Raw genomic sequence first — 24,455 nt, forward strand, 5'->3', positions numbered from 1 at the left:
TCTCATCTCTGCCCGGTCAAATCGCCCTCTATGTGATCGAGTCGCTCTTCCAAATCATCGATCTGCTTTTGCTGTTCGATGACCATCGAAACCAGCGCTGGAATCTCGATGAACTGGTGGTTCTGAACTCCACTCGCATCAGCATGCGCGCGGGCATATTCGAAGAGTCGATCGAACACAGCCTGGTCAGTATGCCGGAGTGCCCGCCGATACTCTTGCCACCGCGACTCCATCGCCCGGAGCAAATCACGATACGTTGCGTTAGTACGCCCCATTCGCGCGCACCTCCGGTGAAACATCAGCATCAACGGTCGCCGGATGCCGATCGGCGAGAATACGTTTCCAATACGCGAGTGTCGTTTGTACTAACCCATTCTCCAACGGGTAGACCAACGTCTCGTACTCCTCACCTGCGAACCGTGGGCCGAACTGGGTCTGTTCACACCGAATCGTCCGATCAGCAATCTCGTGAATCGGTGCTGTTAGCGTATCGTCCGTCTGCAACGTCAGCAGCACCGGGATCTCAAACCGCTCAGCAAGCGCGTCGATCCGCTTAGCCACGTTCGAAAGCATGCGCTCATCATCACCACGGGGAAGATCCTCTGATCGGTAGAACCAGTCGATCGCCGGGAGGACGGCAATCGTCGTCTCGTCCGTAATCTCTCCAGTAAGGTCCTGCATGAGACTTTGGTGTTGCCACGGGGTGAACGCCCGAGCAATGTGAATCCGGTCAAGGACTCGCATCGAGGGGGTAATTCGCGTCAGCGGGTGTGTTGTTCCGTACCCGTGAGCATCGATCCAAATAGCTGAGCCCTGATTGAGGAGAAGCTGGTCGAGAACGAGCGACTGGAGTGAACCAGTCATGCGCTCGTCGGTTTCGAGCAGTGTAATGCCGGGATCAAGTGACGGGAGTTCTGGCGATGTCTGGCGCATCATCACGAATGGTATTTCTTCGGGGTTTCAGATAGGCAAGCCAGGGTCGCTTCCAAATGTTCCAATACAGAAATAACCGACGTCCACCAGTGCGAGTTCTCGCCATGCTGGACGCCACAGCAACACGAGAACATACACTCTGCAATTGGTGGTATGAATCGATGCACGGCATCTGTAGAAACTCGCTAAAAACACAGATTGTTCCGGACTAGTTGACCAGTCTAAGTCCCACAGAGAGCGTGTCTTCAACAGTAAAGTGAGAACCGCACTTGGAACTTGACAACTGTTGCTAACTACAGAGCAGCAACGATGGCCGCCGAATTGCACCGGATATAGGAGAAGGATCAGAGATTCTCACGGTTCTCATCCTCAGTAGGACTACTGTTAATATGGGTTTCCTCAGTGATAATGAGACACTCATCGGGGTGCGCTTTGTCGACAGTTACCTGTACAAGGTCTTCAGATGAATCTGTCAACTGTGCTCGCATAAACGGCCCTTCCGTTGTAGAAATAGGAACAATGTCATTCGTCATCACAACACTGCAATCAATAGATACGACGAATAATATAAGTATATTCCTGCTGGCGATTCGCCATCCTTTCTCATCTGTGACAGAGATATTCAAGAAGAAGTTTAACTAAAGGATAGTATTACCCGTTGCAGAATGCTTCTATCATAGGACAATAGAAGGCACCCCATAACAATACCCAGTGCAGCCATTGAATGCAATGCGAGCGTCGCGAGAGGTCTTCGGTTGCCAGTTACCTCCGCAACGTTCGAACACCGGAATGGAAACCAGTGTCGTGTTTACGTCGGCCCTGACCTAGTATGGTCGTGCTCTAGTACCAGCACAACTATACTAACTAAATATTTGGTGAGGGAAAATTCAGGGTGAGAACGGGTTGCCTCTTGGAAAGTGTACCATTGATACTGCATTGATGGAGGCTTCAGAGCCTCGGTGGTTTGAATCCATCCCCGTTCGTTTATCAATATTCATCGCTCGAAATAATTTCTGTATGCATATTCACAGATACTACTGCTGATCACTCTAAGTCGAGGTCGAAATAGCCATCATAACACCTTGGAGAATACAATATTTCTATTTAAAAGCCAAAATCTATACAATTATGCCACATTTTAGCACCCATGTCGAAGGTCTAACTTGGTCGTTATTGGCCTTCGATGAGTCTGAGTCAGCATACAAGCGTGGATGTGTCATGGCTGACTACCACGCTTTCCATTTGCCATCACAGCCAGAGTCTCCTGTATTTCAGATGATATAAATTGTTATGAAATAGCACATAAATTGTTTAAATATCAGATCAGTTGACGAAGGTCTAGTGTCGTCGAGGATGGAAAACTGCTCGTAGCGAATTCAGGCTATCTGCACGAGTGGTCGCACCTCTTCCTACAATTCGAAATGCTCGTTGTCACCGAAGACCATTTGCTCACAAAGAGTCATTGTCCCCGACCAACATACCACAAGTAATTTAATAATAGAGTGACAATCTCTGATCGAGTACCAATGCATGACTTGACTGGCTTTCAACGTGACCTGCTGTACGTCGTAGCCGGGTTGGACGACCCGCACGGTCTCGCTATCAAAAGCGAACTCGAAGACTACTACGACAAGGAAATTCACCATGGGCGACTCTATCCGAATCTGGATTCACTAGTCGACAAAGGTCTTGTCGAAAAGGGCGAAAAAGATCGCCGGACGAACATCTACACGCTGACTCAGCGTGGCCAGCGAGAAATCGACGCCCGGTGGGACTGGGAGCACGAGTATGTCGAGCAGGATACTCCGACAGCCTGACAATCTCTCCGTCGTCTTCCTTTTACCAAACCGCCACAGCATCGACGCAACCTACGGATTGCTACCACGAGCGCTTTAACGCAGATCACTCTATCAGAGCTGTAGTGAATCGTGAGACCGATCGGAGAAGATGCTGGTTGGGAGATGGGTATTAGCTATGATTGTTGGAGGCGGTAAGTGAAAGCAGTGTTTCAAGTTGTGAGCTCCCCCAGTAGCGAACCGTTTCACTTCGGCGATCATAGTCGATGACGTTATGATCGGCGAGTTTCGGGAGATGCTGATGATGTAATCGGAGCCGGATTCGATACTCTTCACATTCCTCAGCAAGTGTGGTCTGGACATGACTGCTGAGCTCGGAGAGCGTGGCACTCTCAACCTCGGTACCATAGAAATAGTGGAGAATGTGGCGGCGATAGACGTTAGCAAGCAATTTGAACGCGGTACTAAGTGCTAGTGTAGATGAGGATGGATTACGAGTCATAAGTGAGTCTGAACAGTGAGCATTTGATAGTACAGTGAGGTGGGGGTGGCCAATGCTTCTTACTAGTATATAGTACTTCATTTACTAATTCAAACTCATCGCTGCTAAGTCTTGCGATTGGCTCACTGTTATTTTCAATGAGGACAGTAATGACAGTGGTTGCCTAGATATTTTCACATCGAGAATAATACTTTTGGATAGTGCAATAAAACATCCGTGTATCGCACTGTACCAAAATACGATTCTCGAGTGTATTCTCTCCTTCCAATCGTCGGTTCTACATCAGCCTCAACGAGCCACTACCTCGTGCTTTGGAATCGACACAATGTGTTTGAAAACGTAGTGTGTCTACAGTTTGCTAGCTTCGAGTTCAACAGTGCCCTCACTAGAGACCGTAACTTGGTACCCAGCATACTGAAACGAAACGGATCCGTTTGTTCGGGGGGTGCCATCTGCTTTAGGCGCAAAGAGTTCATCAAGGGCTTCCGGATTGATGACAGTATACAATGTGTTGAGGTCATCTGGCGCGCATTGCTTGGCATCTGCGACGGCGGTGAGCACGCGTGTACTTAGTGATGGTGGCGATGCGGCAGATGATCCGGTGGTGGTATTTGATGAGTGCATAATTTGCTTGCTCGTGCTAAATAGCGGTGTGAAGCCGGAAAGACGCTGGATTCGGCTGTTATTCCGTACTCTGAGTGGTACTGGAAGCGTCTTTTTATAACCCGTGGATATCTCCGCTGAACTATTGGACAAGATCCGACAAAAGTTCCTCGCCTTCTGGATAATTAGAGACAACAGAATTGTCCAACCGGTGGTACCTTACAGACCTTCTTCATAAAGACCCTGCGTTTGCAAGCCCGTCTGCAAAGGAGATTGCATCAGAAGACGGATAGAATGAGCGAGCCTGATACCGAACCCACCCTCTCCGTCACCATCGACGATGTGTTACAAACGCTCGCTAACCACCACCGCCGCCAGACCCTCTCGTACCTTTCGTCCACAGCTGACTCTCAGTGTACTGTGGACGAACTCGTTGCTCACCTCCAGGCACATCCCACAGAAACGGAGTACACAGAGCGCCAACTCCGACAGCGATTGCACCACATTCATCTCCCGAAACTCATGGACGTTGGGCTCCTCACGTATGAGAGCAATTCACAGCAGATTCAGTACTCGAGCCATCCACAGGCGGAATCGCTCCTCGCATACGTTGAATCGATACGTGAGGGGGCCGAACCCAAAGGGACGACGAGTGCTGTCTCCGAGAGTGCAGTGATTCATCGATTCGCTGAATGAGATGACGACGTCTCCGCTGACGCATCCATCCTCCTTCTTCAACAGGCATCACAGCCGATGCGGATCGAAGCAGAGAGTATTATCAAGTGACAAGTAGCAGTCGGAGTATGTTTGTATTGGATCGGTAACCAGAAAGCGCCGTATAACAATACCTACTGCAGCCATCGGATAACCTGCGAACGTCAAAGGAAGGGACGGTGTTGCTCTGTTCCTGCGACGTTCGAGCCCAGTAGAGGAAGCCAGTCAAACGCCGTGTCCAACGTCATACTCATGGACGCGATTATGCGCACCCGTGCAGCGACGCACACCGCGTACACGCGATGGTTCTCCACGGGAACGCGGATGTTCCTGTACTTCACTGCCACCGTCATCGGTTTCGACACAATGGGAATCGACGTCGGTATCCTGTACGTGTTTGCGCGAGCGCTCGCGTGGGGTCTCGCCGCCGCCGTCGCGATTGGTGTCGGGGTTTCGTTCGGCTGGGGTGGCAGGGAATACGTTGCCAATCATATCGAAGGATGGATGAGCAGTGCGAGTCAGGGCACCCCGAGTCCGCAACCGAGCGACGACGACTGAACAGTCTCGGTTCGTATTATTATTTTCAGTATCAATACTCGAGAGTAAGCTTCAAAGAACGTGCGACCGATAGTCACGCCAATGCGCTCTCCATCAGATTCACTGACAGAGATCATCGAACGATGTCTGCATTGCCACCGAGAGACATCTCACTCGGTTCAGATCGAACTCCTGACTGAAAACGAAGAGAGAGAACGCCGCCTTGTCGCGGGAACCATATCGCATCACAGAATGCCACGAGTGCGGGGCAACAACAAAACACCGAGTGAATAGTACATGACTGTCATTTTGAGAAGAGGAAGTCCAGAGCGAGAACGGACTGCTTGGTAGAAAAACACCAACGACGTGTTGTCGATAGCGGCTACTTTGTAGTCTCTGTGGTTCGATTCCCCTTCCGTTTGTAGTGCGATCACCGACAATGACTATTCCGACTGAGCCAGACATTGAACGTCCCGTCTTTGTTCCGTTCCGTTCTCATTGCGTATTAGTCATGACTTTCATGCAATATGGAAGTTGGGGACGGCGCTTTCGGAAATTTGAATCGGCTGATTTCGGTAGTCTCGCGGGTTGGCAGCTGTTTTGGTTGCACGTTTCTGGATAATCACGCAACACGGATCAATGATCAGTTCATGACTACTCGGAAAACTCCTAGCAATACCGTTCTCACCGAGTACGTACGAGAACTATCGCAACACAGGACTGAGCGCGGCTGTATCTGTCATGGCGCTACATTTAGATCGATAAGAGGATCTTATTCCGATGAAGTACAACTCCGAATACAGAGAATTCGATAGTAGTTTCGAGGTTCGAAGTTCAGACTGATTCTGGATTCACCACCAAAGGGGGACGCACGGACATACTTTGACTCATTTATTGTCAGACGTAACCAAATTCGGGGCAAAACACTCGTATCGGAACCGCTGAGTGGGTATCTCCTACATTCAGCGTTTGCTCGGAGCTGATATTTATATATGGCGATTGGTAGTGCTATCCTTATTGGGAGTGCAGGTTATCGCCTGCTCCGGTCATAACGATGCCTCCCAGTCGGCGACTTGTTCGACAACCTCATCCACTGAAACGGATCCTCCCTGTTGGTCAAGATACTACAACACGTATCGTCGCCGTTCTTTACTGAATAAGTCGAAAACAGTATCCAATGTTACCATGATTACTCATCAGTTTTTGGTCACCCGATAGCAATAGCGTTTGGGTATTCAGCTATCGGCATGGGGGAAACACCCAGTAGAACTAATGTGTCTCTCACCAGCTTCTCAAAACGCCACTATTCTGTTCTCATCTGATTTTATGGCGGCATATATAGAATAAATATCCGAAATAGTTATCATGATTGGCCACTCTGCTATGAGATAGCACAGCACTCATCCATAATGTGGCTCCTTTATTCCAGCTTCCACACCGACAATCACCATGACTCCACACAATACCTCACGAGCGATAGCTGACAGCCTTGACGCCTTAGACCATCCACTAACACATCCCTCTACACTGCTTACTGAGCGGATTGTGACGGCGGTCGCCGATGCGGCCGATTGTTCGCGTCAAGAGCTCGCCCCCCTCTATGAAGTCGTCGATCCCGACGCGTTGGATAGCCTCTTTGCGCCGACCTATACGGGTGGCACACGAACTGACGGCCGAGTTCAGTTTGCGTATGCTGGCTACGAGGTTGTTATACACAGTACAGGCGACGTAAACGTGAGCCCGCTCGACGCGGCTGGCGAGTAGCACCACGAATACGTCACCGGTCGGTCATCCACTCTCCTTCAAGCGAAGTATAGTTAGCGTCGGCAGACTATTCGTGGGTGGCAACAACCAGCAAGCAGAACCATTCGCATCACGAGGAAGGCATTCAGTGCTCTAAGCTTACTTGTAGAATCTCCCAAGCTCAAGGAGCCTCTCGATCTGAGAATCATCGCGATAGCGGACGGTTTCACTCCGGTGGTCATAGTCGATGAGCCCATGGTCAGCGAGCTTCGGCAGATGCTGATGGAGGAGTACTGACCGTCCCTGCTGCGCTGACTCTATCTCATCTCCCTGCGTCTGGATGCTCGTCGTCAATTCAGAGAGTGTTGCAGTGCCACGCTCTGTCTTCTGGAGGTGCTCAAGGATCACTCGTCGGTGCTGATGAGCAAGGAGGGCGCAGGCCGTGTCGACGGAGAGGGGCTGATGTACGGTGTTTACGGGTTTCATCACTATGTTGCGTTGAAGTCAGTAATCACAAAGACAATACCTTATCACTTAGGGAGCTCTGATTGAGCAGAGTCTCAGAACACCACTCGGAGGTCATGTCCTCGGTTACTGGGCAGCGGTTGGTGGTGTGAAGAACGTCGTCAAGAGCTTGCGGTGAGCTGCCTGCAAGTGTTGGTGAAACGTCGGTCCTGAAATTCTAAGTGTGTCGGCTAATTCAGCACCAGTACTCTCACGAGGTGACTCGAAGTAGCCACTATAGTAGGCGGTCTGCAGGATTTCGTGCTGGCGATCAGTTAGCTGGTCGCGTACCTGTTCACGGAATCCAGTGGGCGAATCACTTGAGCGCTCACGTTCTCGTTTAGCAGCGAGGGTGGCCTTAGGATGGACAGTCTGGACAGCATCGACAAATGATCGCAGTTCAGTTGCAGTCGGTACTTTGACGGTGAGTGTTCCGTGTCCATTCGTGGCGGTTGCTGTTTTGATTGTGGCGCCTTGTTCGATGAGGCGGTTCAAAGTAGTTGTCTCACTTTGAAAGAGAAATTCAAACCTGCTCGTCTCCTCATGCGTGGTGATGCACCGTGCTTGCCGGACGTCTGGAGAGCAGTCAGCCCGCTCGAGAATTTGCTCTGGAGCTACATCCTCTGCCTCAATGTATTCCAGGAGATCGCCATCGTTGGTCTGGACAATTCCATCAAGGGTGATTGAACAATCAAGCTCCTCAGAGACAGTCACGAAAAAGCCGTCCGTCTCAGTGAGATCAAAGTCGAGTTCGACTACGCGATCAGTAAATAACAGTTGCTGGGTTTTGAGCGCATAGATCGCATAGCCGAGTGTCTCACCTAACTCGTCGAAAATCGCTTGTTCGTGTTCACTAAACATGGCGGCCTGCGTCCCATACACGACGAGGACACCGTACGTTGTCTCGTTATAGACGAGCGGAACACAGAGAGCGGAGCGGTACTCTTGCGATAGAGCTGCCTCGCGAACCGACTCTGGAAACGCTGGATCAGTCTCTATATCGTCGATGATGTGGATCTCACCTGTTTCGAGAGCCTGTGCCGCCGCTCCTTGTTCCGTATCCGTTGGGTTGGCCTCGCGAATGGCTTCGAGATACGTCTCTTCAGTACCGTATGAAGTACGGATGCTAATCCCCTCAGTTGTAGGCTCGAGATCTCCGATGAGTGCTGCTTGGTAGAGCTCCGAGGCGACAAGGTGTTCACAAACCATGTCCTCGATCTCGCTCTGTGTCGTCGCTTCAACCATGGATTTGTTGACTTGCCTGAGGACAGTATTGATCTCGGAGATTGTCTGGAGGATTTCGCGTTGGCGCTGCAGGGTTGCTTCCCGCTGTTTCTGTGCCGTGATGTCCTCGGCAACCCCGACAATTCGATGGAGCTCTTCCGCGTCATTATAGACTGGAAAGGCACGATCAGAGACCCAGCGAATCGTCCCATCGGGCTGGACAACCCGATACTCTGCGATGTATTCTCTCTGCGGTGTCCTGGCTCGCGAATCGTGTACGATGTGGTCGAGGAATTCCTCGACTTGCTCACAATCATCAGGATGGACGGCGTCCACAAACGTCGGCAAATCCTGATAGAGCGATTCGCGTGAGCGCCCCCATACATCTTCATAAGCGGGATTTACATACGATATTTCGGTCATTTCGGCATCCGCCATCCAGAGCACGCTGTCGATTTGCTCTGCAATCTGGCGGAAACGCGCTTCGCTATCACGACGCTTTTGCTTGTGCGTTTGCTGCTCGGTGAGATCCCGGATGATCGCAGTAAAGAGCCGTTGCCCGTCGTATGTCTGCTCTGTGAACGAAAACCGGAGTAGAATCGTCTCCCCATCAGCATGGAGGCCGACTCGTTCGAGTGTTGTTTGAAGCACTGACTCTGAATCGTCTTCGGAGGTGGAAACTGCCACTTCAAACTGCTCGCAGTAAGAATGAACATACTCTGATGGGAAGAGGAGGCTCATATGCTCCCCAATGAGGTCGTCCACCTCGTAACCAAACAACTGTCCGGCAGCCGGATTTGCAGAAACGATCATTCCCGCTGCGTCGAGCGTGAGAATAGCCTCGCCTGCGTCTTTAACTAGGGTTTGGAAGAACGTCGGATCGTCGATGCCGTCGACAAGGAGGTTATCGTCGGAATGTGTCTCTGGTGCATCTGATTCATCTGAGGGGCGCATCTCACGGTGTGGTGCGCAGTGAGATGGAATAATCCTTTAGTTTGCCATCAATAGGACGTAACAATCAATCTACTCGATATTGGTCTGGGCATAGAGATATTGTTCATGGAACAAAGGGCTCAGATGCCTATTCACTAGTATCAGTGCACCTCCCTGCTTTGTGCTGAGCCCCGACCCGAATGCCAGCATCTTACTCCCATCGGGTGATCAAGTGAGAACCGCCGAGCACTGCCGGACGTGGGATGGTTATTGCTCGTCGGCCTTGAGCTCAACCGCACCCTCACTCGAGACAGTGACCCAGTACCCTGCATAGTGGAACGAAACTGACCCATGTGTCCGTGTCGTCCCATCTACGAGTGGTGCGAACAGCGCATCAAGCGCCTCTGGATCAATCACATCGTACAACGGCGTAAGGTCATCTTCCGATTGTCCCTGTGCGTCTGCGACGACGGTCACCACGCTGGTACTGAGTGACCGAGGCGGTGTAGGTGGTGGTTCGTTATTGGTATTGGTTGACTGCACGTGTTCACTCCTCCTTATGAATCGTGTCGCTGAATGCAATATTTGACGGGTTCATCCACTATTCTGTGTGATCGGCTCTACTGGAACGACCCTCAAATAACCCAGGGATAGTAGAGCTGATGTGTTGCTTCACTTCCCACAGGTTCCAATCCACCATGACTGCGTCTCCACTGAGCAGCGACAACCGCGAGCATCGCTTCAACGTGTGAACCATCCCGATAACGCACGGTCTCACTCCGCAGGTCGTATTCGATGACGTCGTGCTCGGCAAGTTTCAGGACGTGCGTATGGGAGAGTGTGAGCTGTGCTTTGCCGGGCGAGGTGATTCCGTCGACTTCCTCGTAGAGCTGCTCGGCAAGCTCGTCGAGTTCGGCAACGTCACTGTCCTTTGTCTCGAGATACGAGAGAACCTGGCGTCGATGTTCTTGGCGGACCGCTTGTAAGGGTGTCCAGTACCGAGAGTACTTCAAAACACATCAGCTTTCACGACAGTCCGGACAGTAACCGTCTTCGAGGTAGATTTCGAGCATCGAATCACCACAGTTCGCGCACACAGCGAGGATCTCGGTGGATTCCGTATCGTCGTCCGTCTTAGCCATCGTCCTCGTCACCTCCCTCACTTTGCGTGGTGAGGTCGAGTATCGCTTCGAGCTGCGGGTAGCTACGGTAGCGAATCACCTCACTGCGCTCGTCATACTCAATGACATCGTAGTCGGCGAGTTTCGGTAGGTGGATGTGGACGAGCTCGATTCGTGCCTGTTCAGGGGCCGTGATGGTGGCAACTTCCTCGTGAACGTAGTCAACTAATTCATCAAGGTCAGTGACATCTGTTTCCGTGGCACTGAAGTATTGGATGGCAGTGCGGCACGTAGCATTCGCGAGCACGTTGCTGGCGATGCTGGGTGTGAGGTCTCGCGTCGATGGGTGACCGGTTTGTGGTGGATGATTCATTGGTTGGGAGTATGTGGTGTGCGTGGGACTCACGTTTCTCCACGGCAGCATAGAGAGAAAGGAAGATGGTGGGAGTGGTGTTCTGCGAGGCATTCCTGTGATAATGATCACAACATAGTTCTTAACTTCTGTGGCCGTTCAAACAGGGTGCTTTTAAATACCAATAGGTGGAACCGGGTTAGTCCGATACAGTTTCGCTTGATGACCCCAGGAGCGCATGTTCAAGCAGCGCTTCTTTGCCACGCCGAATCAAATCCGAGAGCGACTGCTGACTGAGGTCGAAAGAGATGTCAGAAAAGGCGGCGGCTGTCTGTGAAACTACTGTCCAAAAGATAGATTCCGAGGACACCTCGCTGACCAACTCTTGGACGTCAACCCACCGCATAATGAACTGAGTCTTTTTCGTTTCGAACGAACACAAACTAGGTCACGTCCGTTGCACCAGCGATACGAGTTACTGTGATTGGTGCGCTCCACCGGTTCTCACGGCGGTCGCATCCATGCAGTCAAGACAGCCAAACACCTCGTTGTCATTGTTCCCAAACACACGGGCAAAGTCTTGCGTGACGAACGCCCCACAGTTATAACATCGATATTCGCCAGCAGACGACTCATCGAGTGATCTCGGGTGTGATTGTGTGTCTGGCATCGTTGTGAGTAATGATCTCAGGCGTTGTTCATGCGCTTCCGGGTTGTATTCCCACACCGCGTACATTCGCTCATTCGGTATGGTTCTCGTGAGAAGGCAGCATTCGTGTTACCAGTACTCTCTGTGACAATCTCAACAGTCACACGATGAGGTGTTTGTGTACCACAGTGGCTGCACTGTTCAACTGTCTTCGTGAGATCTTGGTTTGTAGCCATTGTCTTGAACGATCGGCGAATCGGTATCAGCACTCTCCTGGTCTGTGACCGCTGGTTTTTCTACGTTTCGTAGTTTCACACCTCCATCACACGAGATCATCCCAGTTCAACTCAGGAACGTTGGGGGTGAGTTCAGCAGTGTGCGTCGTGGAGTCGTACATGACGAGGTTTGCCTCGGCTAATCGTGGGAGATGATTATGGTGTAACGTGGTGTAGATGGATTTGGTTTCGCCATCCGGGATCTCTGTCCGTGTGTCAGCATCATACTCATATCGCGCGATTTCGGTCGCGAGGTCAGCGAGTGCCATCGGCGTCTGATGATAGTTGAGACAATACAGCGCATAGCGACGACGCTTGTCGCTGAGTGCGTCGAATAGCAGGTTGAGTGATCCATCGTACCCGGCTGTCGTGAGCGCTGAGACTGCCGTTGTAACCCCTGTACCTGAGTTCGCGAGAGTGTGAGGTTCTGATGTCATGGGTATGTTGGGATTCCGGAGAACTCTGTGATACCGTCTCCCGCGCTGAGATGGTACAGTACTCCCTCGTCCCGAGGAGGTATTCTGTTGGGTCTACCAGAACGAATTGTATAAATTCTGGGGCTGTTCAAACGGGGCGATTTAAACTAAGCCCAGACAGAACAGCTATCCTGATGGTGTATTTTCTGAGCCGCCAAGCAAGGCGTGTTCAAGGAGAGCTTCATTGCCCCGGCGGATCAGATCAGAGAGCGACTGTTGGCTAATGTCGAAGTCCGCTGCTAATTCAGACAGTGTGACTTCCCGGGGCGTCTGAAAGTAGCCTCGTTGGAGTGCGATCAACAATGCCTCCCGTTGTTTTTCAGTGAGGACACTCTCTAAGAGATCACTCCCGGCTTCGCTGAGGACGTGCATTTTCCCAATCGTGTACTGAACATCGATTTCTCGACAATAGTTGTGGAACGTGGTGAGTTCTTTTTGTGACGGAAACAGCAATTCGAACTCCCATGCCTCATCGTCGTAGCCATGTGCACTTCGGATGATCACCTCTGTCTCCGTGAACCCTTCAAAAAAGCCACCCTCCGGAATATCCCAATTCAGGAGATACAAGCGGCGATCCTCAACCTGGTCAATCTCAATAAGTTCCGAGACGTGATCGTTAGCGCGAATGCGTTCCTCGAATGCATCTACGTCACCATTCCACACCCAAAACAGAGGGACCACGTTTGTGTTAACGGGCACGATTCGTTCGAATTCGATATGCATCTCTGTTCCTGCTGTGAGTAAACGGCCAAGCGCGAAGTCACTGGCAGGAAGAGAAAGTTCAACGAGCGTGGCCATCAGTCCAAGTTGATACGTTCTTTCGCTGCTTAGTATCTGGGGTAGATGGCAGCTGTATTCTGTTTGGTGGAAGGCGCTAACAGCGGCTGTCCAAGCCATGATCGACCGGATGTAGCAGCCGCACATAGATCGACATGGGGATACTGGGGGTATCCCACTTCCGCTTATGATTTTAGAGACACAACCATTTCCTCCCGAAACAAGTAGTTGCCGTTACACGATATTCATCAGTTGCATGGCCGAGAGAAATGGTTGATCGCAGCGTCGGGCTTAGAGCCACTTATCAGGGAGTTCGTCAGCATGGTTGTGCATCAATTTGAGGAGCGGCTGAATTTCGTCAAAGCGCGGTCCCTTTTGCACTGTGTTCGTCTCCCGATTCCATTTGATGAACCCCGTATCATCTAGCTTCGGCAAGTGCGTATGCGTCATACAAATCTTGAGCGATTCTAAATCCTCGTTTTCATATTCGATGTCGGCTGGAATCTGTGAATCGTCGTCCTGTGGATTGTGCTCCAACAGCGCAAAGAGTAGTCTGCGACGATACGAGTTCGCGAGGGAATTGAGGACAGTATCCAACGACGCGTGGGATAGCGGGTCATCGGTTGAAACTGAGCCTGTTGTCTCATGATCTCTCACATCGGAATTCATTGGTGGGTAGTTGAGAGGGACGCTGTGAAAGTGTGGTGCCGAACATATCGCCCCCTGTTGAGAGATAAGGCGAAATATCTAGGTGACTGGCATTGGGTACAGATGATGTAGAGGTTCTGTCCAACCGAGAGGGAACAACCCCGCTTCCAATGATTACCATCCAGAGATTAATTTGGATGTTATATATGTGGGCGTAATAGTTAGGCGTGTGTTTTTCGCGGAAAGCCACCGTGGTTAGCTATTGTCGAACACCATTACACACAGTCTGCGTTGAGCCTCTCGCAGATGTTGAGTGAATGTCGACTGAGAGATATCGAGAGCTTCAGAGAGCTCATTGCCCGTCTGTACACGTGGTGATTCGAAGAATCCACTCCGGTACGCAAATTGGAGGATCTCCTGTTGTCGGGATGTGAGGCGATCTTCAAACATCGCCAAGAATGTCAGTTCCGTTTCGAGCGCTCGGGTGAGCGCTCGACGCGAGAGCAATTCGAGATCGGGAACAGCTTGCTGAACTCCTTTGATAAACTCACGGACGGCAGCCGTCTCAGGAAGATTAATGATGGCAGTTGCAGTCCCCGCATCGATGGTGAGTGTTTGCACCGTCGCGTCCCGGTCGAGGAACTGCGAGGCAAGTGTCGGGTCGGCCAATTGTGCCTTGAACAGGGCTTTTTTCTCACGATTGGCAAGACAGTGTAGTTCTTCAATGGCAAACGACTGCTCGCCAACAGCCACGAATTCATCCGGGGAGATACCTGTCGCAGTGAAGAATACGGTCGTGTCACCATCTGCTCCCGGAACGAGCCCCTCGAACTCGATCACACAACCAATTTCTCGAGCAAGACGACATAGTGGCGTTTCCGCTGCCGTCGATCGGAGCGTGAGTTCGACGCTGCTGTCCGTCTGGAGAGTTTCTCTGGTCTCGATAGCATGAATTGCGTGGGCGATCGTCTCTCCCAGTTCCGCCAGTCTGTCGGCATCGCGTTCGATGTCCTGTAATGTCCCTTCGTAGACTGTCAGGACGCCATAGACGGACTCATCGTACATAAGCGGAATACTAAGACATGAACGCGCACCTCGTTTGAGCGTGACTTCACGCCATGGTGTAGCCCGTGCATCAGTTGCGATGTCCGCAACGACCTGCATCTCTCCGGTTTGGATCGCAGCTATGAACGGACTCCTCTCTGCCACCAATTCATCGACTTCAGTCGTGAGTTCGTCCAAATAGCTACTGTCGACACCCGCCCAGGCTCGCGGTTCCATCGCGTTGTCGTCCGCATCGAACTCGCCAATCCAGGCGAACTCGAAGAGAGCAGAGTTTGCCAACTGCTCGCAGACGGCCTCGTCGATCGCATCGACTGTCTTAGCCTCCACCAGCACTTGGTCGATGTCTCGGATGAGCGTGTTGAGGCGGTCAAGACGTGTCAATTCTTCGTTCTGCCGTGCCAACTCCGCTTCACCGTTGGCACGGTTCCACGCGGTCTCGACGGTTGCGGCGACCGTTTCCGCGAGGTGGACCGTCTGGTCGTCGAACGCGTCGGTCTGCGTCGAGCCGGCACAGATGACGCCGTGCCTTCCGAGCGGCATAAGCGCCCGACTCCGCAATGGCGACTCCGAAACCCCGCTCTCCGAACCGTTGAGGTCGTTGTCGACATCAACATCATTGGCGACGAATGTCTGCCAAACCTCCTTGGAGAGGCCGTCGGGGACTCGAACGCTACCCGCCTCTGGTTCCAGATCCATGTGGCTGCTGTACTCTCGAATTTCGCCAGCCGCCTCGTCGTATCGCCAGAGCGCAGTGTATTCGACATCGAGGACATTCTGTGTGACTTCAGCCACATGGTCAGTGACCCTCTCCGTGTCAGCGTCTATTAGCTCCCTGCTCGCAGCATTGAGCCGTTTGAGGGACTCGTTGGCCTGCCGCAATTGCTCCTCGCGCTCGCGCAGGGCTTCCGTGGTCTGTTGGTGCTCAATGAGATCGGCGGCCTGGCGGGCCAAGATATCGAGGCGGCCAAGATCAAACTCAGAGAGGTCGCGTGGAGTTTCCCAGTGGGTGGAAAACATCCCGAGCACGTCCCCACTCCGCGAGACGAGCGGCGTGGTCTGAACCGCCCGGATGCCGGTCTGGCGGTAGGTCTCCAGATCCTCGGTTCCGGCTATGAACTCGCACGTTTCGACGTCCGGCGCTATAACGCGCTCGCCGGTCCGGAGGGCCTTGCCACACGTGCTTCCATGTTCGGGGGTGACTCGCTGCCACGCCGATTCGGCCTCCCCGTTGAATCCACGGTGGGCGACGAGTTCGAGATCATTTCGGTCGGGATCGTAGAGCTGCACGCTCGCGAAGTCGGTGTCCATGATAGCGATCGCGGCATCAAGCACCCGATCGGAGAGCGTCTCGATGTTGTCTTCGCCGATCAGTTCGGTACTGATCTCCTGTAACTCTCGCGTAGCCGAAAGTTCGGCTTCGAGTTCGGCCTCGGCCTGTTTGCGCTCGGTGATATCCGACGCCGTCCCGAACCACTCGGTGATCTTGCCATCGTCGTCCAGTATGGGCACCGCCCGAGAGTGCGTCCAGCCTCGGGTTCCATCAACCTGTAGGACCTGGTGTTCCAACTCGAAGGTACTCTTGGTCTTGATGGCCTCGTCGATAGCGTCCTGGACGCGCCCTTGCTCGTCGGATGGGATGTATTCGTCGATCCAATTAGACCGGGATTTGTCGGTATCAGCCATGAATTCCTGGCCTTCGAGTTCGTTCATTTCGGTCCAGTCGGGATTCATGCGAAAGATGACCTCCGAGGTAGCAGTCACGAATGCGTCGAGCCGTGCTTTGCTCTCGCGCAGGCGGTCATATGCCCGCTCTTTCGCTTGTTGGAGTTCGTCGCCACGGAGGATAATGTCTGCTGCGAGATGTGAATCAGTGGCATCCAGTTCCTGTAACAGCTCTTCTTTACCGTCTGCCTGAAATTGCCGGACGACTGGCGTGACGTCTTCGACGCGGTGAATAATAAAGTCGATCTCCCCAGTCGAGCTAAATACGGGTGAATTGGTCGGACTCCACCACCGATCCTCGAACCCTCCACCTTGGAAATTTCGTCGGGGAATCGGATAGTAGGTAACTGGCATCACGTCGGCTTCCCGCTCCGCTTTGACCCGTTCGAGTGACGCTCGCAACCGGGGAACTCCTTCAGGATCAGGATCGCTAGGGTCAGGGGGAAAGACCTCAAACAACGTTTTGCCGATAATCTCTGCCCGCTTCGTCATCGTCGCTTCCAAGTAAGCATCGCTCACTGCGACAATCTCGTAGTCGTCCGGTTTCACGATGAGATAGAGCCCAGGTACGTTCTCGAACAGTTCGCGAAACGTCGCTTCGGTAGCTGCTGCTTCCGCCGTAGTACCATCAGAGCTGCGTTCCTTCGGTGGCCGCCACCACACCCGTCCCCGAGCACCCACCTTCTTCGTTTCGAGGATGTCATCCTCAACAAGCGTGTCGAGTTTGTTGTAGATCGTTCGGTCAGTGCAATCGAATTCCTCAGCGACCTCCGGCGTCGTGAACGGGGTGCCAGGCGGACCAAGGGTGTCGAACACGTCGAGAACGGTGGTGGGTGAGGGAGCAGGTGAACTCATAGCACGGTGTTGGAATAGGGCAATCAAAAAGATTCGATCAACAGAAACAGACACATCACGATTTACAATAAAACGGTTTACCCCGTGATGACGAACGATCTCGACTACCCATTGTGCGTTGCACATAAGTAAAAGTCCGTTTGATCCGACCCACTAAGCCGGTTCCAGAGTCTCTTCGCTAGAGTCCTCATGCGGGAAGCATCACAAAGTAACTCTTGTCCCAAAATAGCCCACCATGACCCAGTAACTCGTTCAAGGAACTCAGGTGAAAATGACCGACCGAGGGGACGATTCACCACCAGACGATTCCGAAAACGCGTTTCACACGCGATATTCCAGCGACGAACCACCAAGTAAGGCAGTAGTCCAGGCACTTGCAGCGGTCGAAGGGGTTGCGCCAGCGGAACTTAAGTTACTCTACGAGTCGATCGATCCCGAAGCGCTCGATACATTGTTCGATACCGCGGTAATTGGTCAAGAAGAGGGAAATCTGGTGATCAAGTTTTCTGCCTCAGGTCATCGGGTGATTATCAGGAGTGACGAGAGTATTACTATCCCCGTGGACATAGAGGAGGTTATCCAAAACAGCGGTATTCGAAGACGAACATTCCCTTCTCACCTAGGATGGCCTTGAGGGCAGAAATCCAAATTCTGAAGAGATGTACCTTGTGAACGGACGAAATATGTTTCCCCGAGGGCAGCGACCCGCCGAGTTCCACTTCCGCTTACAAACGAAGGCGGAAGTAACCCACACACCACTACTTCCAGTGAAATACTCCACAATATCCCCTCTACCAGCTGAAAACGGTATTTTACGTTTTTATAAATCGTATATTGCTATAATAAATCCCGGTCCGGATAATTGAGGGCGGAGAGAGTTCTATCAATCCCGGAGTACGTCGGATCGGGGCATTTCGATTAGTTCGAGTCCCGTTAATGAAACCCACGAACGACACAATCGGTTCGATATAGACGAGTAACTCGCCTGAGACAGTAGAACAGCGGTGGTCAATCCGTCCTACTCTTCGATGACCGCTTCGACAGTGACAGCCGTAGTAGGGGGGCATCACCCGAATTCCATGACTCGGCGGATTCCCTCCGTGATGCGGTCGGCGTCGGGCACGTAGTCGTCTTCCCGTGCGAACAACGGAAACGGTACGTCGTACCCGGTTACGCGCTCCGTCGGTGCTTCGAGATAGAGAAACGCCTCTTCGGTGATTCGGGCAGTAATTTCCGCCCCCATTCCGGCAGTCATCGGTGCCTCGTGGACTACGGCGCACCGCCCCGTTTTCTTTACGGAGTTAACGATCGTCTCCGTATCGAGCGGATACAGCGTTCGAGGGTCAATAACCTCGACGTCGGCGTCGATGGTTTCGACGGCGTCGAGCGTCTCGCGCAACATCGACCCCCAAGCGATGACCGTAACGTCGTCGCCGGGTTCAACGACCCGTGCCTCGCCCAGTAGGATTTCGTAATCGTCCGGGACGTCCTCGCGGAACGACCGGTATAGACGGGTCGGCTCCATGAATACAACGGGGTCAGGATGTCGAATGGCAGCCGTGAGCAGACCTTTCGTCTCCGCCGGTGACGAGGGAAAAACTACTTTCAAACCGGGAATGTGGGCGAATCCGGCTTCGAAGCTCTCGGAGTGAAGCTCCAGCGCATGAATACCACCGCCGTAGGGCGTCCGTATCGTCATCGGACACTCGACCGACCCTCGAGTTCGACTTCGGATGCGTGCGACGTGCTGAGCGAGTTGGTGGAATCCCTGGTACAGGAAGCTCTGGAACTGGATTTCCGGAACCGGTCGTAATCCCGTGGCGGCGAGACCGACCCCGACCCCGACGATGCCAGCCTCCGCAACCGGTGCATCGAACACTCGGTTCGGATAGTCGTGAATGAGTCCTTCGGTCGCTCGGAACACCCCACCGGCGCGACCGACATCCTCCCCGTAAACGATAACGTCGTCGTCGCGTTCCAACTCCGACCGCAACGTCTCGCGGACGGCTTCGATCATTCTGAGCCGTTCAGCCATGCATACCACCCTCGAACGCTTCGAACTGCCGTTCGACTTCCGGCGGCATCTCCCCATAGGCAAATCGAAACATATCCGCCGGGTCGATTTCCTCACGTCCCGTCTTCGCTCGGTCGATCGCATCGCCGATTTCTGTTTCGATGCGCTCGTCGATTTCGGATTTCGTCTCCTCGTCGAGTACCCCTCGTTCCATGAGGAACACTTGGAAGCGAACGATTGGGTCGCGGGCCTCCCACTCCTCTTCTTCCTGGGCCTCCCGGTAGACGGACGGGTCGTCGGAAGTCGTGTGCATCGAGCGACGATACGTGAGAGTCTCGATTAGCGTCGGTTCCCCATTTCGGGCCTTCTCGATGGCGTTCCGTGCGACGCGGTAGACCGCCAGAACGTCGTTACCGTCAACGCGGACGCCGTCGATACCCGCCGCGACGGCTTTCTGTGCAAGCGTCTCCGCGGCTGTTTGGTTCGCAAGTCGGGTCGAGATGGCGTATCGATTGTTCTGGCAGATAAAGACCGTTTGAGCGCCGTAAACTCCGGCGAAATTGAGCGCTTCGTAAACGTCTCCCTCGCTGGTCGCACCGTCGCCGAAGTACGTGATGGCGACGTTCGACCGACCCTGTAACGCCTCCCCCCAGCCGATTCCGACGGCGTGCAGTGGCTGGGTTCCGACGGGAATAGCTGGCGGAAACGCGTGTTTACCCGCCGGAATCACCGCTCCTTCTTCCATCCCCAGTGCGTACCAGAGAATTTGATGCGGCGGGGTACCGCGAGCAAGGAGCGCGGCCTGTTCGCGAAAGGACGGGACGAGCCAGTCGTCATCCGCCAAGGCAAATGCGCTGGCGACCTGCGCCGCCTCCTGTCCGATAGCGGGGGCGTATGTTCCCAGTTCGCCACGGCGCTGTAGCGAGATGGCCCGCTCGTCGAGGCGACGGGAGCGTTTCATCTGTTCGTACATCTCCAGTAGTTGGTCATCGGTCAGCGAGGGGGCGAGGTCTTCATCGACGGTACCCTCTTCGGAGAGCACCTGTACGGATTTGATTGTGAACTGGGCAATGTCCTCGATGGGCATGGCAACGGTAGTCGTTCCACAGCCTTAACCCGCTTCTGGCAGATTTTGGAGCGAAAACGCCGGTGCTGTTGCCGTCTCTCCGGTGAAGGATTATCGGTTTCCGAGCGACTAGCCTACCGCCGGTCTGTGGAGATTTCGAACGTGTACGTATCGCCGTGCGCGACGTATGCGACGCGGTCACCCGAACCGGCTTTCCCGACCGGTCGCTGAAAGTCGGATAGCGGCGACCAAAAACACCTCGCAATCGGTGTAATGTATCGGAATCAAGGTGCCCGCTCCGAACAATCGCAGGCCTCAACATCCTGTTCCGCGTCCGTCGTCAAGAAAACGCCGAGAATCCTCGTTCCACCCGGATGCAAGAGCGCGAGCGAGGTCGATGTACAGGAATCGTTCAGGAATCGCTTCGAGAGCATCGAACCGTGTCTCCGACCTCGGTGGACGGGATCGTATCTGGTAGCAGTACACCGGGGTGCATCACTGATTGCGTACGGTGAGTGGCAGGATATGCCATCGGCCCTGGAGGTTGGAATGCGACTGGTACCCGAGGCCGGTAGAGCCACCAAATCAGGCACGGAGACCGATCGAACGGTACGACCATCGAAAGGAAATAAAGACGCAGATAAGGCCGACTACAACGAACGTCTACCGACGTCGATTTCGAAAGGATACCAGTTGCGATTCCTGCACTCCGAGATTGCAGCGAATGGGTACCACCTACGAGGTCTTACGGCTCGACGCTCGGAAGAAAGCGACCGGTTTCTCGGCGGACGCCGCCGAGGAGGATAATCGCCGCGAACAGCGGAAGAGCCGCACAGGAGAGATAAATGGGCCAGAAACCGATGCTATCGACCAGCGGGAGCGTAACTATCGGGCCGAATCCACCGCCAATATCTCCAAACACGTTGTTTGTTCCCACGGCACGTCCCATCTCGCCGTCGGGAACGAGGTCACCTAACAGCGCCATCAGCGGCCCGCTCGTCCCTCCCTGTCCGATACCGACGAACAGGCAGGCGACCACCAGGGTTGGTATCGAATCCGCGGCGGTGAGGAGAACGAATCCGAGCGACGTGGCACCCAGAAAGCAGAGGAGTATCGGGACACGCGACTGTTTGCGGTCGCTCACGTAGCCGCCGAAGTACATTGATACCCCCGCGGCGATTACAGTGATACCCATGAAAATGCCCGACGACCCCTGCGCGTCGAACCCAAAGACGCTGAGCTGATTTTGGTCGAGGAACACCACGAGCGTGGCGAACAACGCGCCGATGTAGACGAACAAGACCGAGAAATTCACCATTCCGACCGTGAGGGCGGGGAGACTCGTGTTGATGTCCCACGGTTTGACCGACTTATCGACTCCCCCTTCGACGTGCGTTTCGGGAACCGTCACGTGCGCGACGACGCTGGCGAAAAAGGCGAAGACGGTGGCGACGACGAAGGCGACGACGGTTCCAAAGAGTTCGCTCACGATACCGCCCATCACCACGCCCGTCGGAAAGCCGAAGAGAACGCCTCCTCTGATGAGTCCCATGTTCGCCGCGCGCGAGCCGCCGTCGCTAACGTCGGCGGCAATCGTGTAGGCGGTCGCGAAGACGAGCGCGCTCCCGACGCCCCAGAGGAGCCGCGCAGCCAGAAACCAAGCTTCGGGGATTGGGGCGAGCATGGCGAACACGTAACCGAAGGTGGCGAACCCCTGAACGAACATGCCGATGACGAACGGTTTTCTCGTTCCAACTCGATCGACGAGACTACCGGCCGGTGCGTTCGCGAACAGCCGCGAAAACCGATTTGCGCTCAGAATTATCCCGACCAAGAACGGGGAAATACCGAGGACAGCGCCGAGGTTCGGTAAGATCGGAAAAATCACGCCGCCGCCGAAGCCGATGAAAAACGTGCTGACGATGACCGCGCCGATGACGACGTACTGACCGCCGACCGCTCTCCGGAATCGATTGGACATCCGCTCGGCGGCCTCGTCCAGGCGTCTCGGGAGTGGCCTCACCATCGTTTCCACTCGGCTTCTCGTGACACCACTCTCTCCGGGTCAGTGCGGATCGTCGTTGCTGTGAAATCCGCCGCGGGAACAGCAGAAGAAAAGAGAGAGGGCGGCCTGTTCGTATCCATCACTCTTACTAATTACCCAAATGTCTCAAAAAGAGTTCGGAAACACCGCTCGCCGTGCTGTGTTCTGACAGATACGACCCTCAACGGGCATCTCGTTCATCGGTTCGGCTGCGAGCCGGTTCGATGATTTCGGCTGTGTGCTCCTGAGCATCGATTTGACGACGCATGATGCGGAAGCGCTTACCGAACTCCGGACGAAAGCGGACGGCGTTCTTTGGGACGAGGAGCAGGTCAACGGAACGCTGACGGTGGAATACGACCGACCGTAGCGGAACGGGAAGAGAGCAGGTTAGGGAGAAACATCCCTTCGACAACTACAACAGCAGTGCGCCACGAACTATCGATATTCGATGGCCTCCAACGAGCCTCCTTGGCACGCGACCGTACGGTCGCTCGGAACCGCCGTAATCGGGTGTTTCTTCGGCCTCGCGCTCATCGACGTAGTGATTGCGAGCAACGCGGCCGTCGGGCTTTCGGACGCTTCGAGCGAGACGCTCGCGGTGCCACAGTGGTTGTACTTGGCGACCGGCGGGGCGGTTATCGGCGCGTCGGCCCTCTTAGCGAGCGTCATCACGGACCGGGAGTTCATTCGGTCGGTGCACGACTGGCGGAAACCGGTTTCGGCACAGCTGCCGCTCCGGCAGGGAATCGTATACCTCGCCCGATTCGTCGGCGTTGCCGGACTCGTAATCATCGTTTATCGAGGATTCGTCGGCCCGCAAGTTCCGACCGCGAACGCCGCCGTTATCCTCGTGTTCGCGGGCGTCCGCGCGGGGCTAACGATGGTCGTCTACCTCGTCGGAAACGTCTGGCCCGCCCTGAACCCGTGGCGGACGATAGCCGAACTGCTGCCCAATCTCGGTCGTCGGTATCCGGCCCGTCTCGGACGGTGGCCAGCAGTCGCCGGACTGCTGGCCCTCGTGTGGCTGGAAACGGTTACGCCCGTCAACAAGGAGCCCGCACTGCTCGCGACCGCGATTTGTGCGTATTCCATCGTCACGCTCGCCGGGGCGCTCTTTTACACGCCGAAATCGTGGTTTTCGAACGCCGACCCGTTGTCGGTTACGTTCCGGTTCTACGGAAGCGTCGGGCCGCTCCGCTGGTCTGAAAACGGTGTATCACTTCGCCCGCCGGGATTCGACCTTCCCGAATCGGGAATCGTATCGAAGACGGCCGACATCGCGTTTATCGTCGCGCTGATATGGGAACTCACATTCAGCGGGTTCGTCACCACGACAACCGGCGTCGAGTTCATCAGTGCAGTCGTCGGGTGGGGAGTTCCGCCGCTCGTCGTCTACGGCGCGCTGTTCGTCGGTGGCTACCTCCTCTTCCTTGGGGCGTTCTGGCTGGCGGCCCAACTCGCCCGGAAAACCGGTGAAACATACCTTACGCCGCGGACGATGGCCGTTCGATTTGCACCGCCCCTACTCGCCATCGCCGCGGGATACCACCTCGCGCACTACTTCGGCTTTTTCGTCTCCTTGCTTCCGTCGTTCGTCGGTTCAGTCGTCTCGCCGTTTTCGCCGTCCGCGAATCCGCTCGTGTTGACCCGACCGGGGTGGTTCGGCGGCCTCACCATCGCGTTCATTCTCGTCGGTCACGTGCTCGCGGTGTGGCTCGCGCACGCAGAAGCCTACGCGACGTTTCCCAGCCGAATCCAAGCGGTTCGAAGTCAGTACCCGTTTATCGTCGTGATGATTGCGTATACCGTCGTCAGTTTGTGGCTCATCTCGCTTCGGACGGTAGACCCGGCATTCGTGTCGTAGATTCGCGTTCGCGTAATTCCCGAACACCGAATGCG

General features: G+C 54.2%; 25 protein-coding genes and 2 pseudogenes. 7 read left to right on the forward strand and 20 right to left on the reverse strand.

What is annotated here, in order from left to right; translation table 11 throughout:
- Window positions 1-2 precede the first annotated feature (2 nt).
- Together LIX15_RS12115 and LIX15_RS12120 are read right to left on the reverse strand one after the other, a co-directional pair.
- A complete protein-coding gene (locus LIX15_RS12115) occupies window positions 3-275 on the reverse strand; it encodes a DUF8156 family protein (protein WP_227773445.1) in 273 nt (90 codons plus the stop codon).
- Complete coding sequence (locus LIX15_RS12120; protein ID WP_227773446.1) at window positions 262-936, reverse strand: hypothetical protein; 675 nt, start codon at window positions 934-936, stop codon at window positions 262-264. The genes LIX15_RS12115 and LIX15_RS12120 overlap by 14 nt, the downstream gene beginning before the upstream one ends.
- A gap of 1,523 nt (window positions 937-2,459) precedes the next feature.
- Between LIX15_RS12120 and LIX15_RS12125 the strand changes: the two genes are divergently transcribed.
- Window positions 2,460-2,750, forward strand: coding sequence for a PadR family transcriptional regulator (locus LIX15_RS12125; RefSeq protein WP_227773447.1), 291 nt, complete (start codon window positions 2,460-2,462; stop codon window positions 2,748-2,750).
- A gap of 151 nt (window positions 2,751-2,901) precedes the next feature.
- Here the strand turns inward: LIX15_RS12125 and LIX15_RS33675 are convergent, their stop codons facing one another.
- Window positions 2,902-3,312: a DUF7344 domain-containing protein gene (locus LIX15_RS33675; protein WP_438267202.1), complete on the reverse strand. Its 411-nt coding sequence runs from the start codon at window positions 3,310-3,312 to the stop codon at window positions 2,902-2,904.
- Window positions 3,313-3,579: 267 nt separating this feature from the next.
- The gene (gene ddfA / locus LIX15_RS33230) at window positions 3,580-3,855 is read right to left on the reverse strand and encodes a DdfA family disk-determining factor (RefSeq protein ID WP_227773448.1); all 276 of its coding nucleotides are present in this window, start codon (window positions 3,853-3,855) and stop codon (window positions 3,580-3,582) included.
- Between the two features lie 273 nt (window positions 3,856-4,128).
- On the opposite strand from ddfA (LIX15_RS33230), the gene LIX15_RS12135 reads away from it, so the two are divergent.
- From LIX15_RS12135 to ddfA (LIX15_RS12150), 4 genes and pseudogenes are all read left to right on the forward strand, one after another.
- Window positions 4,129-4,530: a DUF7344 domain-containing protein gene (locus LIX15_RS12135; RefSeq protein WP_227773449.1), complete on the forward strand. Its 402-nt coding sequence runs from the start codon at window positions 4,129-4,131 to the stop codon at window positions 4,528-4,530.
- Window positions 4,531-4,803: 273 nt separating this feature from the next.
- Window positions 4,804-5,106, forward strand: a pseudogene (locus tag LIX15_RS12140) (mechanosensitive ion channel family protein); the annotation flags it as partial.
- A gap of 81 nt (window positions 5,107-5,187) precedes the next feature.
- Window positions 5,188-5,386: pseudogene (locus tag LIX15_RS12145) on the forward strand (DUF7835 family putative zinc beta-ribbon protein).
- 1,148 nt (window positions 5,387-6,534) lie between these two features.
- The gene (gene ddfA / locus LIX15_RS12150) at window positions 6,535-6,849 is read left to right on the forward strand and encodes a DdfA family disk-determining factor (protein WP_227773451.1); all 315 of its coding nucleotides are present in this window, start codon (window positions 6,535-6,537) and stop codon (window positions 6,847-6,849) included.
- 138 nt (window positions 6,850-6,987) lie between these two features.
- Here the strand turns inward: ddfA (LIX15_RS12150) and LIX15_RS12155 are convergent, their stop codons facing one another.
- The 12 genes from LIX15_RS12155 to LIX15_RS12200 all read right to left on the reverse strand — a co-directional run bounded on the left by LIX15_RS12155 (window position 6,988) and on the right by LIX15_RS12200 (window position 17,429).
- Window positions 6,988-7,314: a DUF7344 domain-containing protein gene (locus LIX15_RS12155; protein ID WP_227773452.1), complete on the reverse strand. Its 327-nt coding sequence runs from the start codon at window positions 7,312-7,314 to the stop codon at window positions 6,988-6,990.
- A gap of 105 nt (window positions 7,315-7,419) precedes the next feature.
- Window positions 7,420-9,510 (reverse strand): bacterio-opsin activator domain-containing protein, encoded by a 2,091-nt coding sequence (locus LIX15_RS12160; RefSeq protein ID WP_227773453.1) that lies wholly within the window; start codon window positions 9,508-9,510, stop codon window positions 7,420-7,422.
- Window positions 9,511-9,756: 246 nt separating this feature from the next.
- Window positions 9,757-10,032, reverse strand: coding sequence for a DdfA family disk-determining factor (ddfA, locus tag LIX15_RS12165; RefSeq protein WP_227773454.1), 276 nt, complete (start codon window positions 10,030-10,032; stop codon window positions 9,757-9,759).
- Window positions 10,033-10,124: 92 nt separating this feature from the next.
- Window positions 10,125-10,502 carry a DUF7344 domain-containing protein gene (locus LIX15_RS12170; RefSeq protein WP_227773455.1) on the reverse strand — a complete coding sequence of 126 codons (378 nt, stop codon included), beginning with the start codon at window positions 10,500-10,502 and terminating at the stop codon, window positions 10,125-10,127.
- A gap of 6 nt (window positions 10,503-10,508) precedes the next feature.
- Window positions 10,509-10,631 (reverse strand): hypothetical protein, encoded by a 123-nt coding sequence (locus tag LIX15_RS32805; protein ID WP_265338369.1) that lies wholly within the window; start codon window positions 10,629-10,631, stop codon window positions 10,509-10,511.
- Window positions 10,624-11,016, reverse strand: a complete 393-nt coding sequence (locus tag LIX15_RS12175) for a DUF7344 domain-containing protein (RefSeq protein ID WP_227773456.1) — start codon at window positions 11,014-11,016, stop codon at window positions 10,624-10,626. The genes LIX15_RS32805 and LIX15_RS12175 overlap by 8 nt, the downstream gene beginning before the upstream one ends.
- Window positions 11,017-11,437: 421 nt before the next feature.
- Window positions 11,438-11,698, reverse strand: coding sequence for a DUF7563 family protein (locus tag LIX15_RS33680; RefSeq protein ID WP_438267203.1), 261 nt, complete (start codon window positions 11,696-11,698; stop codon window positions 11,438-11,440).
- Window positions 11,650-11,847, reverse strand: coding sequence for a DUF7835 family putative zinc beta-ribbon protein (locus tag LIX15_RS12180; protein ID WP_227773457.1), 198 nt, complete (start codon window positions 11,845-11,847; stop codon window positions 11,650-11,652). Before LIX15_RS12180 ends, LIX15_RS33680 begins: the two co-directional genes overlap by 49 nt.
- Window positions 11,848-11,933: 86 nt before the next feature.
- Window positions 11,934-12,323, reverse strand: a complete 390-nt coding sequence (locus LIX15_RS12185; protein WP_227773458.1) for a DUF7344 domain-containing protein — start codon at window positions 12,321-12,323, stop codon at window positions 11,934-11,936.
- 165 nt (window positions 12,324-12,488) lie between these two features.
- A complete protein-coding gene (locus LIX15_RS12190; RefSeq protein WP_227773459.1) occupies window positions 12,489-13,259 on the reverse strand; it encodes a helix-turn-helix domain-containing protein in 771 nt (256 codons plus the stop codon).
- Window positions 13,260-13,430: 171 nt separating this feature from the next.
- Window positions 13,431-13,808 carry a DUF7344 domain-containing protein gene (locus tag LIX15_RS12195; RefSeq protein ID WP_227773460.1) on the reverse strand — a complete coding sequence of 126 codons (378 nt, stop codon included), beginning with the start codon at window positions 13,806-13,808 and terminating at the stop codon, window positions 13,431-13,433.
- Between the two features lie 234 nt (window positions 13,809-14,042).
- Window positions 14,043-17,429 (reverse strand): GAF domain-containing protein, encoded by a 3,387-nt coding sequence (locus tag LIX15_RS12200; RefSeq protein WP_227773461.1) that lies wholly within the window; start codon window positions 17,427-17,429, stop codon window positions 14,043-14,045.
- 271 nt (window positions 17,430-17,700) lie between these two features.
- On the opposite strand from LIX15_RS12200, the gene LIX15_RS12205 reads away from it, so the two are divergent.
- On the forward strand, window positions 17,701-18,063 hold the full coding sequence (locus tag LIX15_RS12205; protein ID WP_227773462.1) for a HalOD1 output domain-containing protein: 363 nt from the start codon (window positions 17,701-17,703) through the stop codon (window positions 18,061-18,063).
- A gap of 432 nt (window positions 18,064-18,495) precedes the next feature.
- Here LIX15_RS12205 and LIX15_RS12210 read toward each other — a convergent pair whose 3' ends face one another.
- The 4 genes from LIX15_RS12210 to LIX15_RS12225 form a co-directional block, all read right to left on the reverse strand.
- Complete coding sequence (locus LIX15_RS12210; protein WP_227773463.1) at window positions 18,496-19,464, reverse strand: alpha-ketoacid dehydrogenase subunit beta; 969 nt, start codon at window positions 19,462-19,464, stop codon at window positions 18,496-18,498.
- On the reverse strand, window positions 19,457-20,530 hold the full coding sequence (gene pdhA, locus LIX15_RS12215) for a pyruvate dehydrogenase (acetyl-transferring) E1 component subunit alpha (RefSeq protein ID WP_227773464.1): 1,074 nt from the start codon (window positions 20,528-20,530) through the stop codon (window positions 19,457-19,459). The genes LIX15_RS12210 and pdhA overlap by 8 nt, the downstream gene beginning before the upstream one ends.
- A gap of 263 nt (window positions 20,531-20,793) precedes the next feature.
- Window positions 20,794-20,943 (reverse strand): hypothetical protein, encoded by a 150-nt coding sequence (locus tag LIX15_RS12220; RefSeq protein WP_227773465.1) that lies wholly within the window; start codon window positions 20,941-20,943, stop codon window positions 20,794-20,796.
- A 311-nt stretch (window positions 20,944-21,254) separates the two neighbouring features.
- Entirely contained in the window at window positions 21,255-22,490 is a 1,236-nt protein-coding gene (locus LIX15_RS12225; protein ID WP_345412651.1) for an MFS transporter, read from the reverse strand.
- Between the two features lie 514 nt (window positions 22,491-23,004).
- On the opposite strand from LIX15_RS12225, the gene LIX15_RS12230 reads away from it, so the two are divergent.
- On the forward strand, window positions 23,005-24,420 hold the full coding sequence (locus LIX15_RS12230; protein WP_227773467.1) for an ABC transporter permease family protein: 1,416 nt from the start codon (window positions 23,005-23,007) through the stop codon (window positions 24,418-24,420).
- Window positions 24,421-24,455 lie beyond the last annotated feature (35 nt).

The organism is Haladaptatus pallidirubidus, from assembly GCF_020700235.1.
In the GTDB taxonomy this organism is placed as follows: Archaea; Halobacteriota; Halobacteria; order Halobacteriales; family Haladaptataceae; genus Haladaptatus; species Haladaptatus pallidirubidus.

What these genes read in the sequence shown, in the direction of transcription:
- LIX15_RS12115 (WP_227773445.1), bottom strand. Translation starts at nt 275, where the DNA reads ATGGGGCGTACTAACGCAACGTATCGTGATTTGCTCCGGGCGATGGAG.
- LIX15_RS12120 (WP_227773446.1), bottom strand. Translation starts at nt 936, where the DNA reads ATGATGCGCCAGACATCGCCAGAACTCCCGTCACTTGATCCCGGCATT.
- LIX15_RS12125 (WP_227773447.1), top strand. Translation starts at nt 2,460, where the DNA reads ATGCATGACTTGACTGGCTTTCAACGTGACCTGCTGTACGTCGTAGCC.
- LIX15_RS33675 (WP_438267202.1), bottom strand. Translation starts at nt 3,312, where the DNA reads ATGAAGTACTATATACTAGTAAGAAGCATTGGCCACCCCCACCTCACT.
- ddfA (WP_227773448.1), bottom strand. Translation starts at nt 3,855, where the DNA reads ATGCACTCATCAAATACCACCACCGGATCATCTGCCGCATCGCCACCA.
- LIX15_RS12135 (WP_227773449.1), top strand. Translation starts at nt 4,129, where the DNA reads ATGAGCGAGCCTGATACCGAACCCACCCTCTCCGTCACCATCGACGAT.
- ddfA (WP_227773451.1), top strand. Translation starts at nt 6,535, where the DNA reads ATGACTCCACACAATACCTCACGAGCGATAGCTGACAGCCTTGACGCC.
- LIX15_RS12155 (WP_227773452.1), bottom strand. Translation starts at nt 7,314, where the DNA reads ATGAAACCCGTAAACACCGTACATCAGCCCCTCTCCGTCGACACGGCC.
- LIX15_RS12160 (WP_227773453.1), bottom strand. Translation starts at nt 9,510, where the DNA reads ATGCGCCCCTCAGATGAATCAGATGCACCAGAGACACATTCCGACGAT.
- LIX15_RS32805 (WP_265338369.1), bottom strand. Translation starts at nt 10,631, where the DNA reads ATGGCTAAGACGGACGACGATACGGAATCCACCGAGATCCTCGCTGTG.
- LIX15_RS33680 (WP_438267203.1), bottom strand. Translation starts at nt 11,698, where the DNA reads ATGTACGCGGTGTGGGAATACAACCCGGAAGCGCATGAACAACGCCTG.
- LIX15_RS12180 (WP_227773457.1), bottom strand. Translation starts at nt 11,847, where the DNA reads ATGGCTACAAACCAAGATCTCACGAAGACAGTTGAACAGTGCAGCCAC.
- LIX15_RS12185 (WP_227773458.1), bottom strand. Translation starts at nt 12,323, where the DNA reads ATGACATCAGAACCTCACACTCTCGCGAACTCAGGTACAGGGGTTACA.
- LIX15_RS12190 (WP_227773459.1), bottom strand. Translation starts at nt 13,259, where the DNA reads ATGGCTTGGACAGCCGCTGTTAGCGCCTTCCACCAAACAGAATACAGC.
- LIX15_RS12195 (WP_227773460.1), bottom strand. Translation starts at nt 13,808, where the DNA reads ATGAATTCCGATGTGAGAGATCATGAGACAACAGGCTCAGTTTCAACC.
- LIX15_RS12200 (WP_227773461.1), bottom strand. Translation starts at nt 17,429, where the DNA reads ATGAGTTCACCTGCTCCCTCACCCACCACCGTTCTCGACGTGTTCGAC.
- LIX15_RS12205 (WP_227773462.1), top strand. Translation starts at nt 17,701, where the DNA reads ATGACCGACCGAGGGGACGATTCACCACCAGACGATTCCGAAAACGCG.
- LIX15_RS12210 (WP_227773463.1), bottom strand. Translation starts at nt 19,464, where the DNA reads ATGGCTGAACGGCTCAGAATGATCGAAGCCGTCCGCGAGACGTTGCGG.
- pdhA (WP_227773464.1), bottom strand. Translation starts at nt 20,530, where the DNA reads ATGCCCATCGAGGACATTGCCCAGTTCACAATCAAATCCGTACAGGTG.
- LIX15_RS12220 (WP_227773465.1), bottom strand. Translation starts at nt 20,943, where the DNA reads ATGCTCTCGAAGCGATTCCTGAACGATTCCTGTACATCGACCTCGCTC.
- LIX15_RS12225 (WP_345412651.1), bottom strand. Translation starts at nt 22,490, where the DNA reads ATGTCCAATCGATTCCGGAGAGCGGTCGGCGGTCAGTACGTCGTCATC.
- LIX15_RS12230 (WP_227773467.1), top strand. Translation starts at nt 23,005, where the DNA reads ATGGCCTCCAACGAGCCTCCTTGGCACGCGACCGTACGGTCGCTCGGA.